Source organism: Sphaerisporangium rufum, from assembly GCF_016863395.1.
GTDB lineage: Bacteria > Actinomycetota > Actinomycetes > Streptosporangiales > Streptosporangiaceae > Sphaerisporangium > Sphaerisporangium rufum.
Genome location: NZ_BOOU01000007.1, coordinates 50,686 through 65,840, shown reverse-complemented (window position 1 = coordinate 65,840; position 15,155 = coordinate 50,686). Strand labels below are relative to the sequence as shown.

Sequence of the window (15,155 nt, the reverse complement as noted above, 5' to 3'; positions counted from 1 at the left end):
GGAGGCCGAGGCGCCATGAAGAGGATCTCCGCCGCCGCCGCGCTGGTTCCTCTCGTCCTGCTCGCCGGATGCGGCGGCACCGGCACCCCGCCCGGCACGGCCGCCACGACGACCACCGAGCCTTCCGCGGTGCCCTCCGCCGGGGCCTCCGCCGAGCCTTCCGGGCCGTCAGCCGAGCCCGCCTCGCCGTCCGCCGTCCCGCCGGCCACGCCGCCGACCGCCCCGCCGGTCAGGGTGCCCTCGCCGTCCGTCCCGGCCTCCGGGCCGCCGACCGCCGCGGCCGGTGTCCAGGACCTGCCACCGCCCACCGGCACCGACCCGGTCCGGGTCCGCCGCTCCCCGGCCGAGCCGCCGCTGGTCCTCGGCGTGCGGTTCGCCGCCCACCAGCGGTACGACCGGGTCGTCATCGACCTGCGCGGCACCCGCACCGGCTACACCGTCGACCGGGTGGCGCGCCTGGTCGAGGACGGCTCCGGCGACCCGGTGGACCTCCCCGGGGAGGCGTTCCTGCGGGTGCGGATCTCCCCGGCCGCCGCGCACACCGACGACGGCCGGCCGACCTGGAAGCGCCGGCCGGTGCTGCGCGCGGACCTGCCCAACCTGCGCGGCGTCGTGCGCGCCGGCGATTTCGAGGGCGTGGTCACCGTCGGGCTCGGGCTGCGGCACCCGGCCGCGTTCCGCGTCTTCGAGCAGCCGTCCCCGCCGCGCCTGATCATCGACATCGCGCACTGACGCCCGCCCGCCGACCTGGGGCGACCGGACGGCAGAGGTTCAATAGACTGGCGCGATGGTACGCATCATCAGCGAGCCCACCCGGGTCCCGGTGCCGGGCGGCAAGGTCATCGACGAGTACGTCGGCCGGGTGAACAGCGGCGACGACGGGCTGTCCATCGCCCACATGACCGCCCCGGCCGGCTGGTCGGAGCCGGCCCAGGCCCCGGAGTTCACCGAGTACACCGTGGTGCTGCGCGGCACCGTCGTGGTCGAGCACGCCGACGGGGTGACCGAGGTCCCGGCCGGCCAGGCGTTCGTCGCCGCGCCGGGGGAGAAGGTCCGCTACTCGGCCGGCCCGGAGGGCGCCGAGTACGTCGCGGTGTGCACGCCCGCCTTCTCCCCGGAGACCGCCGGCCGCGAGGAGTGAGAACCCCCCCGCCCGGCCCGCCGGAACGCGGGACGAGTCCATAAGATGCTGAGATGAACGACCAGCCACAGCTCGACGCGATCCGCCGGGCCCCGAAGGTGCTGCTGCACGACCACCTCGACGGCGGCCTGCGACCGCAGACGATCATCGACCTCGCCCGGGAGACCGGCTACACCGGGCTGCCCACCACAGACGCCGAAGAGCTGCGCGCCTGGTTCCGCGCGGCCGCCGACTCTGGCTCGCTGGAGCGCTACCTTACGACCTTCGACCACACCGTCGGCGTGATGCAGACCCGGGAGGCGCTGGTCCGGGTCGCCGCCGAGTGCGCCGAGGACCTCGCCGACGACGGCGTGGTCTACGCCGAGGTGCGGTTCGCGCCCGAGCAGCACACCTCCACCGGCCTGTCCCTGGACGAGGTCGTCACGGCGGTACTGGACGGCTTCCAGGCCGGCTCGCAGGGGCGTGGCATCCGGGTCGGCACGCTGCTCACCGCGATGCGCCACCAGGCCCGGTCCATGGAGATCGCCGAGCTGGCCGTGCGGTACCGGGACGTCGGCGTGGCCGGGTTCGACATCGCCGGCGCCGAGGCCGGCTACCCGCCCACCCGCCACCTGGACGCCTTCGAGTACCTCCAGCGGGAGAACGCGCACTTCACCATCCACGCCGGCGAGGGGTTCGGGCTGCCGTCGATCTGGCAGGCCATCCAGTGGTGCGGTGCCGACCGGCTCGGCCACGGCGTGCGCATCATCGACGACATCCAGGTCGCCGCAGACGGCACCGCCAAGCTCGGCCGGCTGGCCGCCTACGTGCGCGACAAGCGCATCCCGCTGGAGATGTGCCCCACGTCCAACCTGCAGACCGGCGCGGCGGACTCGCTGGCCGAGCACCCGATCGGCCTGCTGCGCCGCCTGCACTTCCGGGTGACCGTCAACACCGACAACCGGCTGATGAGCGACACCTCGGTCTCCAAGGAGTTCGCCGCCCTGGTCCAGACGTTCGGTTACGACTGGGACGACCTGCTGTGGTTCACGGTCAACGCGATGAAGTCGGCGTTCATCCCGTTCGACGACCGGCTCGCCCTGATCAACGGCGTCATCAAGCCCGGATTCGCCAAACTCAAGTGGCAGGCCTGAGCACCGCGCCGCAGGCGTTAGCGTTGGAGCGCCCGGCCCGCTGGCAGGCCGGGCCGGTAGACGGAAAGGGGCCGGTGAGCGGTGAAGCCACAGGTGTTCCGGTCGAAGATCGCCTGGTTCCTGGGCTGGGTGTGGATGGCGTTCGCCGGCTTCAACGCCGTCGACCTGATCCTCAACGGCCGGATCCCGACCGCGCTGGTCGCCGGCGCGGTCCTCGGGGTGCTGACCGCGGCCGTCTTCGTCGGCTGCCTGCGCCCGGCCATCGTCGCCGGCGAGGACGGCGTGCTGGTGCGCAACCCGCTGCGCAACATCCTCGTGCCATGGAAGGCCGTCGACGCGGTGCGCGTCTCGCACACCATCGCCATCGAGTCCGGCGAGCAGAGCGTCCGCTGCTGGACGCCGCAGGCCTCGGCGCGCGAGCGGGCCAGAGCCGCCCGCCGCGGCGCCGCGGCCGCCTCGCCCACCTCGACCGGCCCCAAGGCGCGCGGGTTCGACCTGCAGCCGAAGGTCTCCAAGGCCGAGCAGGCCGCGCTGTCGGCCATGGCCGGCCGCACGCACGCCGACTGGGTCGCCCAGCAGCTCACCGAGACCGCCGAGCGCCGCGCCCGCCTGGCCACCGAGCGCGGGACGATGACGTCCACCTGGTCGCCCACCGCGCTGGCCGCCATCGCCGCCGCCCTGATCCTGGTCATCGCCGCCCTCATCTTCTCCTGACCCGGTCCCCGGAAGACCGGGCCCGGCCCGCGGTCGTCAGGCTTCGCCGGCCGCGGCCCTGGGTGCGACGGGTCGACACATCGACCCCCGCTCCATCGGCCCTGGAGTCTTACGACCGCCGGGCCGCGTGATCAGGTCAAGCTCGGTGACCGGCGAGGCGACGCCCACCTCGATCGGTGGCGCGGACGACGACATCATGCCGGACAGCGGCCCGGCGGCGGCCGATCACAGTTCCAGGACGGCGGCGAGGTCGGCCTTCAGCGCCGCGAGGTCCCGGGTGGCCCGCTCGCGGGCCTCTCCGGGGTTCGCGGTGACCGGGACGACGACCTCCAGGTAGCACTTGAGCTTGGGCTCGGTACCGGACGGGCGGACCACCACCCGGGCGTCGCCGTCCAGGCGGTAACGCAGGCCGTCGGTCGGCGGCAGCCCGGCCACCCCGGCGCTCAGGTCGTCGGCGGCCAGCACGTCCCGGCCGCCCAGCCGATCCGGCGGCGCCGAGCGCAGCCGGGCCATCGCGCCGGTGATCAGCGACAGGTCGGCCACCCGCACCGACAGCTGCGCGGTCGCGTGCAGCCCGTACGCCCGGGCCTGGTCGTCCAGCAGGTCGAGCAGCGTCCGGCCGTCCCGCTTCGCCTGCGCCGCCAGTGCGGCCACGGCCAGCGCGGCGCCGATGCCGTCCTTGTCGCGCACCGGCAGCCCGGCGTCTGAGCCGACGGTGTAGCCGAGGGCCTCCTCGTAGCCGTAGACCATCCCGTCGCCGGCCTTCACGATCCACTTGAACCCGGTCAGCGTCTCGGCGTGCCGCACCCCGCGCGCCTTGGCGATCTTGCCGAGCAGGGACGAGGAGACGATGGACGCGGCGACCAGCCGGTCCGCCGCCGAGGTCCGCTCGATCACATACTCGCCGAGCAGCCCGCCGACCTCGTCCCCGGTGAGCATCCGGTAGCCGCCGCCCGGCAGCGGCACCCCGACGGCGCACCGGTCCGCGTCCGGATCGTTGGCGATCACCAGGTCCGCGCCGGACGCCGCCGCCTGGGCCAGCGCCAGGTCCATCGCGCCGGGCTCCTCCGGGTTCGGGAAGGAGACGGTGGGGAACTCCGGGTCCGGGGCGAACTGCGCGGCCACCGGCTCCGGCTCGGCGAACCCGGCGGCGCGGAACGCGCGCAGCAGCAACTCGCCGCCCACGCCGTGCATCGGGGTGTAGACGACCTTGAGATCGCGGGCGTCACCGAGCGGCAGTCCGGCCAGCGCCGCAAGATACGGCTCGATGATCGCCGCGTCGGACAGCGTCTCCCACCGGTCGCCGAGCGGCAGCCGGTCCACCGGGCCGGCCGCGTCGATCGCCGCGGAGATCTCCGCGTCCAGCGGCGGCACGATCTGCGCGCCGTCCCCCCAGTAGACCTTGTACCCGTTGTCGCGCGGCGGGTTGTGCGACGCGGTGACCATGATCCCGGCGTCCGCGTCCAGGTGGCGGACGGCGAAGGCCAGCACCGGGGTGGGCCACCGCTCGGCCATCAGCGAGACGCGCAGCCCGGCGCCGGTCAGCACCGCCGCCGAGTCGCGGGCGAACACGTCGGAGTTGTACCGCGCGTCGTACCCGATCACCACGTGCCGGCCGGGGCCGAGCCGGGCGGCCAGCCCGGCCGCCGCGCGCATCACGGTGACGCGGTTCATCCGGTTCGGCCCGGCGCCCAGCTCGCCGCGCAGGCCGGCGGTGCCGAACTCCAGCCGGGCCCCGAACCGGTCCCGCAGCGCGTCGGTGTCACCGGCGGCGAGGATCCGCCACAGCTCCGCCCGGGTCTCCGGGTCAGGGTCCTGCGCCGACCACTCTTCCGCCCGCCGCACCAGATCGGACATCGCACCCCTTTGTTCGCAACCAGCCGAGCCACCGGGTGGTCGGCGCCGGCGTTCCGGCCCTCTGTGATCCTGGTGACCTCGGGGACGTCCTTCGCGGAGCCGTCGAGTCCCGGCCACCGCCGAGCCGCCCGCGAGAGCGGCTCCCGCTGCCGGTGGTCCAGGTCGACCACGGTCCCGACCTGGTGAGCCGTCGCGACACCGTGGAGCCACCCGCGCGACCCTGAGAACCGCGTCAGAGCTTGTCGACCACCTCGGCGAGCAGCACGCCCATCCGGGCCGCCGTCGCCTGGCCCACCGCGAGGACGTCCTGGTGGTTCAGCAGTTCATCGGTCAGGCCCGCCCCCGGGTTGGTGACCAGCGAGATGCCGAGCACCTCGGCGCCGGCCTCCCGGGCCGCGATGGCCTCCAGCACGGTGGACATGCCCACCATGTCGCCGCCCAGCGTGCGCAGCATGCGGATCTCGGCCGGCGTCTCGTACGTCGGCCCGCGGAAGGCCACGTACACGCCCTCGGCCAGCGAGGAGTCCACCTGCCGGGCCAGCTCGCGCAGCCGCCGCGAGTACACCTCGGTCAGGTCGATGAAGTTGGCGCCGGTGACCGGGTTGTCGCCGGTCAGGTTGATGTGGTCGCTGATCAGCACCGGCTCGCCGACCCGCTGCGTCTCCGGGCGCAGCCCGCCCGCCGCGTTGGTCAGCACCACCGTGCGCGCCCCGGCCGCCACCGCCGTCCGCACCCCGTGCACCACCGGTTCCACGCCCCGGCCCTCGTACAGGTGCGTCCGGCCGAGGAAGATCAGCGCCTTGCGGCCGGAGGTGGTCTCGACCGCGCGGAACCGGCCGGCGTGCCCCGCGACCGCCGGCGGGGCGAAGCCGGGCAGCTCCGTCACCGCGTGCTCGGCGATCACCGTCCCGATGGCGTCCGCGGCCGGCACCCAACCCGACCCCATGACCAGCGCCACGTCGAACGACTCCACCCCGGTCAGGGCCTTCAGCACGTCAGCGGCCTGCGCGGCCGGCGAAAAAGCGTCACTCACGCTCCCCGAGGCTACAACCCCGCCCGCGCCGCCCGGCATCGGCCTGTGGAGACTCCTCAAGCCGGCGACCTCCATCTCTGATCACCGAGGCCCCGCCGGCCACATCAGAAATACGCATCTGTATTCGTCGCCGTTCTTACCGGAGTTGTGGCCCACCGGAACCATTACGGCCTGCTCGGCTCTTTCTTTTCTCCCGGTTATTGAGCACAACGAGTGACTGGAAGGCGGCGATGTGCGCTGTGATCTAGATCACTATTGTTGAGTCGGCTGGTTTTGCGTACGTTCCAAGTGATCTCCACCGGCTTGGTAAGTACGGAACAAAGGTCATTCGTCGCCCGTGACGGAGGGCTTCTTCGGCATCCTCACGTCACGGAAGGACCGGCGTATGCGTCGCGCCACGATGCGTCGATGGCTGGCCACGACCACGGTGTTCCTGTCGGCCGCCATGGTGTTCATCTCGAATGTCGGCGTCCCGGACGGCCTCACCCCGCGCGCCTCGGCGAACGCGGTCGACCGGGCGGCGACCGAGGTCTCCGCCGCAGATCTGGACACACCGGTTCAGCAAGCCGGTACGGCCGCCGGGCAGCCGCACCTGGTGCCGACCGAAGCCACCACGGCGCGCTCTGTATCTCCGGGAAAAGCGATCGAGGATCTCCGCCCGCCGAAGGGCGCGCTACCCCTGGAGGTCCGGCGCAAGCCGTCCCAGGAACCCGCCACCGGTGGAGCGGAGCCGCCGTCTTCCCAGCGTGCTCGCGCGGAGGCTCCTGCCAAGGACCCGGTGACTACGTCATCCGCCGACCGTGGGGGAGGAAGTTCCCGGGCTGTGCCCGCCCAGGCTGTCAACACGACGGCGGCAGAATGCTATTACCCAAGGTGGTCGGCGGCCAGCTTCTACTCGACCGGCTCCGTCGTGTCGTATTACAGCCCGACCGAAGGCATGACCGAACCGCACGATTTCCGGGCGGTTCGTGACCCGCTGAAGTCGCCGCCGCTGAGGACGACCGCCTGGCAGGACATGGGCCGGTGTTACGTGCAGCCGACGCCGCAGCCGCCGGTGTTCCTCGATTTCCGGCCGCGGGAGGACGGCCTGGTCGGATCATTGACACCGACGCTTTCGGCGTACGCCTATTCGGCGACCGGGGCACGGGTGACGTACTACTTCCAGATCTGTTCCGGGGAGTCCGGGACGGGACAGTGCACCGTCTCCGGGTCGTGGACCGACACCGGATCATGGGTGGTCCCGGCCGGGAAGCTGCGGTGGGGCAAGACCTACTGGTGGTCGGTGCGGGCGGAAGACGACGTCAACGACCTGGGCACCACCTCGCCGTGGATGTCCTTCAGCGCCCGGCCCCAGCAGCCGTCCATCAACTTCCTGCTCGGCAGCGGTACCGGCGGGCGCGAGTTCAACCACGTGGTGGGCAACTACACCTCCACCGTCACCGATGCCTCGGTGGCGGCGGCAGGTCCGCCGCTGACGGCCACCCGCACATACAACAGCCTGGATCCGCGCACCGGCGGGATGTTCGGAGCCGGCTGGAGCACCCGGTGGGACATGCGCCTGGTGGACGAGCCGCAGACCAAGACAGTGCTGGTCACCTATCCCGACGGTCGGCAGATGCGGTTCGGGGCCACCGGCGATGGCGGCTACGCGGCACCTATGGGCACCTACGCGACGCTCGCCACGGTGACCGAGGGCGGCTGGCGGTTGATGGACAAGTCCGCCACCTCCTATCTATTCGACGCGCAGGGTCGGGTCACCAAGGTCACCGACAACCGCGGCCGCAGCCAGGATCTCGACTACGGCACCGATGGCAGGCTGGCCGCGGTGACCGCCACCGGGGGCCGATCGCTGCACTTCACCTGGAACGGCGGTCACGTGACCGGCGTGTCGACCGATCCGGTGAACGGCTCGCCGCTGAGCTGGTCCTACACCTACGACAGGGACAAGCTGACCAAGGTGTGCGGTCCTGGCTCGGCCACCGCCTGCACCACCTACGCCTACACCGACGCCTCGCGCTACAGCACGAACGTGCTGAACTCCCTACCCGATGGCTATTGGCGGCTCGATGAGACCAGCGGTGCCGCCGACGCCAAGGTGGCCGACGCGGTCGGCTGGAACCTGGGGGAAGGTAGCGGCTACTTCAACAGCGGCTCCTACGACGCGACGGTCGGCGTGGCCGGCGCGCTCGGTGGTTCGGCCGACACCGCAGTCCGCTTCGCCGGGACCTCGACCACCAGCTCCCATGTGTGGCTGCCGAGCTCGTCCATCAGCGGCCAGGGCGGCCATCTCACCGTCGAGGCCTGGTTCAAGACCACCGGCTCGGGGGTCGTGCTGGGGCACAGTGATTCGTCGGCGAGCACGCCCTCGAACTTCACGCCGGTGATCTACGTCGGCAGCGACGGCCGGCTACGCGGGCAGTTCTGGAACGGATCGGTCAACCCGATCACCACTTCCGGGACGGTGAACAACGGCCAGTGGCACCACGTGGTGCTGGCCGGCGAGGGGAACACCCAGACGCTCTACCTGGACGGTGATGTCGTCGGCCTGCGGGCCGGGACCATCGACCACCGCAACCAGTTCGAGACCCGGGTGGGCTCGGGGTTCGCCTCCGCCAGTTGGCCGGCCGCCACGACCACGACGCGCTTGTTCCCGTTCAAGGGTGACATCGACGAGGTGGCGATCTACAACCGGGCGCTGCCGATCTCGGAGGTTCAGTCCCATTACCTGTCCGGTGCGGCGGCGCCGCAGCTGACCACGTCCACTCTGCCGTCCGGGCGGGTGTGGGCGCAGAACGCCTACGGCTCCGACGGCGGTCGCCTGCAGACCCACACCGACGCGCACGGCGGGGCCTGGAAGCTGAGCGCCCTGCAGTACGGCTATGGGGAGGACGCGTTCCCCCAGGCGACGGTCACCATCACCGACCCGCACAACGAGACCGTGAAGTCATTGCTCGACCCGTTGCGGATGTGGCGGATCACCAGCGAGACCGACCAGCTCGGCAAGACGACCGCCTACGAGTACGACACCGGCGGCTTCCTCGGCAAGATCATCGACCGCAACGGCAACGTCACCCAGTTCACACATGACGAACGCGGGAACGAGCTGAGCGTCACCCGGTGCCGGTCGGCCGGAAACTGCCAGATCTCGTACGCGTCGTACCACCTCAACGCCGCCGACAAGTTCGACCCGCGCAATGATCAAATGACCGCGTACCGGGACGCGCGGTCGGCGAGTGAGGCCAGCGACACCTACGCGACCACCTGGGAGTACACCTCCTTCGGCGAAAGGTCGAAGGAGACCACCCCGGCCACCACGGACTTTCCCGCCGGGCGCGCCACGAAGTACACCTACACCGACGGCAGCGAAGCGGCGGTCGGCGGCGGTCAGACCCCGGCCGGCCTGCTGGAGACCGAGACCGACCCCAAGGGCAACGAACGGTCGTACGCCTACACCGCGGCCGGTGACCTCGCCCAGGTGACCGAGCCCACCGGCCTGGTCACCAGGCACGCCTATGACGCGATCGGCCGGACGACTTCCAGCAGCCAGATTTCCACCGGGCAGGGTGACACGGAACCGCCACCACCAAGCGGCACCAACGGGCTGGTGGCGGCCTACGGGTTCGACGCCGGCAGCGGAACCGGCATCAACGATGACTCGGGACATGCCCAGCAGGGGGTGGCCACCGGCACGGCGTGGGCGGCGTCCGGAAAATACGGCAAGGCCCTGTCGTTCGACGGCAGCGCCTCCTGGGTGACCGTGCCCGACTCGCCGGCCCTGCGGCTGTCGCAGGGGATGACTCTGATGGCGTGGGTCAAGCCGGACGTTCTGGACGACTGGCGGCAGGTCGTCCTCAAGGAGTTCACCGGCGGCCTGTCCTACGGGCTGTACGCCTCGAACGGGTCGCGGCCCAACGGCTGGGCGGTGAACGTCGACGGGGCCGAAGGCAACGTCGATTCCACCCAGGACATCCCGGTGGACACCTGGTCGCATCTCGCGCTCACCTATGACGGCGCCAAGCTCAAGTTCTACGTGGACGGCACCGAGACCGCCGAGCGGGATTTCTCCGGCTCGCTGCGCGCCGACGACGGCGCGTTGCGGATCGGCGGCAACGGCACCTGGGGCGAGCACTTCTCCGGTCTGATCGACGAGGTCCGTGTCTACAACCGGGCACTCGGTGAGAGCGAGATCCAGGCCGACCGGGACACCCCGATCACCGGAGCGGCTCGGGCGAGCGCGTCGGCCGAGCCGTCCACGACCACCACGACCACCACGTTCACCTATGACGCCTTCGGCAGGCTCGCCAAGAAGACCGGCACCGGGGTGAAGAACCAGGTCAGTGGAGTGACGCATACTGCCGAGACCCGGTTCGCCTACGACGACGACGGCAACCGGCTGACCGAGACCTTGGCGGATCTCACCGGTGGCGACCCGGCGCGCGTCACGGCCTATGAATACGACACCTACGGCCGGCCCGAGAAGGTCACCGGCCCGGAAGGCGGCACGAGCCTCACCGCCTACGACCACATGGGCCGGGTCGTCAGCACCACCGACGCGGCCGGCGCGACGTATGGCTACGACTACACCAAGCGCGGCGAGCCCGCCACCACCACGCTGAAGGCCTGGACCGGCAGTCCCACCAGTCCGGAGCCTGCGCGGGACGTGGTGACGGAGTCCAGGGCCTACGACCCGGGCGGGCGTCCGGCCTCGCGGACCGACGCCCTCGGGCGCACCATTCGATACACCTACTTCGGTGACGACCTGCTCGCCGAGGAGATCGCCGACAAGGTCAAGCTGAACGCCGCCACCTCGACGGTCAACGTGGTGCTGACGTCCTCCCAGTACGACCCGGCCGGGAACCTCACCCGGCGGACCACCGGAGATGGCAAGACCCGCGTCGACCACGTCTACGACGCGGCGAGCCTGCTCACCTCCTCCACCTTGGACCCGCAGGATCTCGCCAGGAAGACCGGCTACGTCTACGACGCCAACACCAACGTCACCCAGGTGAACCGGACGGCGGCCAGGTTCACCCGGACGGAGTCGGAGTCCTACCGCTACGACGCCGGTGACCGGCTCATCGAGCAGACCGTGGAGAACGGTGCCACGGATCTCACGACATCCTGGACCGTCGACGACCGTGGCCTGGTCACCGAGATCATCGACCCACGGGGGAACGCACCGGGGGCCACCCGCGCCGACTTCACCACGACGATCGGCTACGACGCCTTCGGGCGGACCGTCAAGCTGGCCGGTCCTCCGGTCAAGGCCGAGCGCAACGGCGCGGCGGCGACCACCGAACGTCCGGTCTCCCAGTTCGGCTACAACAACGCGGGCGAGCAGACCCACGAGACCGCCCCCGAAGGCCGGAGCGTCGTCACCGGCTATGACAAGGCGGGGCGGACCACCTCGGTCACCGGAAACCCCTACACCCCGCCCGGCGGTTCCGCGCTGACACCCCGGACCTCGTACGGATACGACGCGGCGGGCCGCGTCACCTCCGTCACCGATCCACGGGGGAACATCTCCAACGCGACCTACGACGTCCTCGGCCGCACGGTCCGGATCACCGACCCGCCGCCCACCCAAGGCGCGGTCCGCGGCAACTGGGACTACACCTACACGCTCACCGGCGAGCGACTTTCGTCCACCGACCCGACCGGCGCCCGGATCGAGGCCACCTACGACGGTCTCGGCCGCCAGGTGACGCTGACCCAGATCGAGCGCAAACCCACCGCCGTCGCGCTCACCACCGTCGGTGAGTACGACAGGGCGGGCAACCTGGTGGCCGTCAAGCGGCCGGCCGGCAACCGCAGTACGGCGGACGTCAACGCCGCAGGTGAAGTGATCGCGGAAACCGACCCCCTAAATCATCAGACCCGGTTCGCCTACGACCTGGTCGGCCGGCCCGCCAAGGTCATCGACGCGTTGAACAACGCCACGGCGGCCGAGTACGACCTCGCCGGCCGCAAGGTCGCGGCCAAGGATCTCGACCCCTCCGGCAACGTACTGCGCACCTACGGCTTCGAGCACGACGCGGCCGGCAACCTCACCGGTGAGACCAGCCCGGAAGGCCATATCACCCGTCGTTCCTACGACGCCGCCGACCAGCTCACCGAACTGGTCGAGCCCGTTTCGGCGGACAAGACCATCACCACGACGTTCGGCTACAACGCGGCAGGCGACCGCACCCGGACCACCGACGGACGCGGAAACGCCTTCCTGGCCACCTACAACTCCCTCGGGCTGGTGGAATCCCGTATCGAGCCGGCGACCCAGGCTCACCCAGCCCTCGCCGACCGGACCTGGACCATGTCATACGACGAGGCGGGGAACCAGGCCGGCGTCCTGCAGCCAGGCGGGGTCCGCATCACCAATACCTACGACAACCTCAACCGGCTGACCACCGAGGCGGGCACCGGCGCGGAGGCCGCCACCCAGAGCAACACCTTCGGCTACGACCTGGCCGGCCGGCGGACCAGCGCGGGCGATCTGAACCTCACCTTCAACGACCGCGGCCTGCTGCTCAGGACCGCCAGGACCGGCGGCTCCACCGACCTGTCGTCGTTCGGCTACGACAACAACGACCGGCTCACCCAGCGCACCGACGCCGCGGGCTCGGCCACCATGACCTGGGACGATGCCGACCGGCTAAAGACGTTCAGCGACCCGGTCACCGCCACCACCCTCACCTACGGGTACGACGAGGCCGACCGGCTCAAGACCGTCGACCACGGTGCGACCGGTCCAAAGCGCAGCTATTCCTACGACCGAATGGACCGGCTCACCGGCGACACTCTGAAGACCGCCGCCGGTGCCTCGATCGCCTCGATCACCTACGGCTACGACCGCGACGACAACCTGACCACCAAGACCACCACCGGCACCAGCGGCGCGGGCACCAACACCTACACCTACGATCACAGCAACCGGCTTACCTCGTGGACCGCCCCGGGCGGCGCCGTCACCGACTACGCCTGGGACGACTCCGGCAACCGCGTCAAGGCCGGAACCAAGACCTTCGCCTACGACGAGCGCAACCGCCTCACCTCGGGTGACGGCACCACCTACACCTACACCGCCCGCGGCACGACGGCCAGCGAGGTCAAGGACGGCGTCACCAAGCTGCTGAAGTTCGACGCGTTCGACCGGATGACCAGCGACGGGGAGGCGTCTTACACCTACGACGCGCTTGACCGGGTGATCAGCCGCACCCAGGGCGGAGCGGTCAGCCGCTACCTCTACGGCGATCTCGCCAACGACATCGTCGCGATGACCGACGCGGCCGGCGCCGTCCAGAGCCGCTTCAGCCGGGGTCTCGACGGTGAACCAGTCGGCATCTCCGACGGCTCCGGCCCTCGGTTCGCCTTCGCCGACCAGCACGGCGACGTCGTCGGCACCTTCGCTGCGAACGCCACCGCCCTGGCCGACTCGGTCGCCTACGACCCCTTCGGCGAGGAGACCGCCCGAGCCGGCTCCCGCCATGACCTGGGCTATCAGGGCGAACTGACCGACCCGGCCACCGGCAAGGTCAACATGCACTCCCGCTGGTACCAGCCCGGCACCGCCACCTTCGCCAGCCGCGATACCTGGACGCTCGGTGCAGATCCGTCCATCCGGCATAACAGATACTCATATGCTGACGCCAATCCGTTGGGGGCAACCGATCCGTCGGGACACACGACCCTTCAGCCCGGTTGTCGGGCGTACTCCTCCCCCGGCGCAGCCCCGTGCAGTGACAGTGATGACGCCTATGTTCCTGACTCCACGCGCTGCAAGGCATCGTTCTTTTCGCCGGACAATCCTTGCGACCCCCCGGACCGCAAAACGAACAGCTGCCAGCAGCAGCCCTTTGCGTCCAGGTGCAACCCGGACAACTCTTTTGAGACAAAGATTCCGAAGCAGAAGAACGGCAACGGCCGGCCGAACAACGGGGGAGGGGGCGGCAACGGTGGCGGCGGAGGCGGCGGCAACGGTGGCGGTGGTGGAGGTGGCGGGGCACAGCGGCCGTCTGCTCCGGTCATCGATTGCAGTAAAGGCCCCAATAAAGGATACTGCGACAGGTTGCCTCCGGCGGCAACGGTGGGTTGCAAGGCAAAGAACAAATGTGAGATACCCCCAATGGGTGCTTTGCCGGAAGAGCTAAACTGTGATCTGAATTCGCCGGATCCTGGGTGCCCGGCGGAAAGACCTGACATTGTCTCCTGTGTCGCCTGTGAGAAGCTGCCGAACTTCCAACCGGTCTCTCTGACACCCCCGGGAAATCCGATTGTGGATGTACCGTATGGCAGCACGCCAGAGTCGATCTTTCCGACGAGCCCGCAGGGAGAACTGCCTGATTGGTTTCGGTGTCTTTACTACGGGTGCGATCCGGGTGGTAGCGAGTGGTTAAAGATCTGGGATTCAGTCAACAAGCTGGGCGGAGCTGCATCAATAGAGTTAGGTGCGCCTCCCGCCATGAGAGGGCTCCCCAAGGAAGAAAGGCCACTTGGGTCGTGTCTGAACCCTCACAGCTTTGTCGATGGCACCATGGTGCTGATGGCGGATGGCACATACAAGCCCATTGAGAAAATCAAGATCGGGGACTTCGTCCAGGCGCTGGACCCTGAAATCGGCAAAGCAGGACCTCGTTTAGTCCTCGATGTCATAACGGGTGACGGAGACGAGAGCCTGGTGCAGCTCACTACTGAGGTGGACGAAAGGTTCGGCCGTACGGCCGGCGCGGTAACCGCTACCGATGGCCATCCGTTCTGGGTTCCTGACCTGCGCAAGTGGCTTACTTCTACAGAACTCCGCGTTGGTCAGTTCCTACAAAGTAATGCTGGTGACCATATTCGGATCACGGCTATTAAGAAATGGACTGTCACCCGCCAGGTCCACAACTTAACAATTGCGAGCTTGCACGCATACTACGTGCTATCGGGATCCACGCCTATTCTGACCCACAACAGCGGCTGTCCTCGTGGTAGATTGTCAGACCCCTTGCCGCCGGGCATGTCGAAGAGGATTGCCTCCGCTTATGATGAAGTGAGGGCGGGGCGAATTGCCCCGCATAATATTTATGCAGGTCGAGAACATCCAAGGTGGGCGGGGGCAAGAGAGTACCGGGTACCCGGTGGTCCGGAAAGTGAACGAATTCTTGTGAAAGAGCTTCCTAACGGAGGCAAGATATATGGATGGACCACTACGCATTATAGAAAGATTCAGCCCTTCGGCGCGCCACACTTCTCGGAGTTGAGCTTGATGTAAGATGATTAGTGGATCGAGGTGGTCGACTTC

7 protein-coding genes are annotated in these 15,155 nt (G+C 69.5%); 5 read left to right on the top strand and 2 right to left on the bottom strand.

The window, feature by feature from the left end; all coding sequences use genetic code 11:
• Positions 1 to 15: 15 nt before the first annotated feature.
• From Sru01_RS02640 to Sru01_RS02625, 4 genes are all read left to right on the top strand, one after another.
• Complete coding sequence (locus tag Sru01_RS02640) at positions 16 to 732, top strand: AMIN-like domain-containing (lipo)protein (protein ID WP_203982205.1); 717 nt, start codon at positions 16 to 18, stop codon at positions 730 to 732.
• Between the two features lie 55 nt (positions 733 to 787).
• Positions 788 to 1,141, top strand: a complete 354-nt coding sequence (locus Sru01_RS02635) for a cupin domain-containing protein (RefSeq protein WP_203982204.1) — start codon at positions 788 to 790, stop codon at positions 1,139 to 1,141.
• Positions 1,142 to 1,194: 53 nt separating this feature from the next.
• Entirely contained in the window at positions 1,195 to 2,274 is a 1,080-nt protein-coding gene (locus Sru01_RS02630; RefSeq protein WP_203982203.1) for an adenosine deaminase, read from the top strand.
• Between the two features lie 81 nt (positions 2,275 to 2,355).
• Positions 2,356 to 2,988 (top strand): PH domain-containing protein, encoded by a 633-nt coding sequence (locus Sru01_RS02625; protein WP_203982202.1) that lies wholly within the window; start codon positions 2,356 to 2,358, stop codon positions 2,986 to 2,988.
• A 225-nt stretch (positions 2,989 to 3,213) separates the two neighbouring features.
• On the opposite strand, the gene Sru01_RS02620 is transcribed toward Sru01_RS02625, so the two are convergent.
• A complete protein-coding gene (locus Sru01_RS02620) occupies positions 3,214 to 4,845 on the bottom strand; it encodes a phospho-sugar mutase (RefSeq protein WP_203982201.1) in 1,632 nt (543 codons plus the stop codon).
• Between the two features lie 232 nt (positions 4,846 to 5,077).
• Complete coding sequence (locus tag Sru01_RS02615) at positions 5,078 to 5,917, bottom strand: purine-nucleoside phosphorylase (protein ID WP_203982200.1); 840 nt, start codon at positions 5,915 to 5,917, stop codon at positions 5,078 to 5,080.
• A gap of 298 nt (positions 5,918 to 6,215) precedes the next feature.
• On the opposite strand from Sru01_RS02615, the gene Sru01_RS02610 reads away from it, so the two are divergent.
• The gene (locus Sru01_RS02610; RefSeq protein ID WP_203982199.1) at positions 6,216 to 15,125 is read left to right on the top strand and encodes a LamG-like jellyroll fold domain-containing protein; all 8,910 of its coding nucleotides are present in this window, start codon (positions 6,216 to 6,218) and stop codon (positions 15,123 to 15,125) included.
• Positions 15,126 to 15,155: the final 30 nt, after the last annotated feature.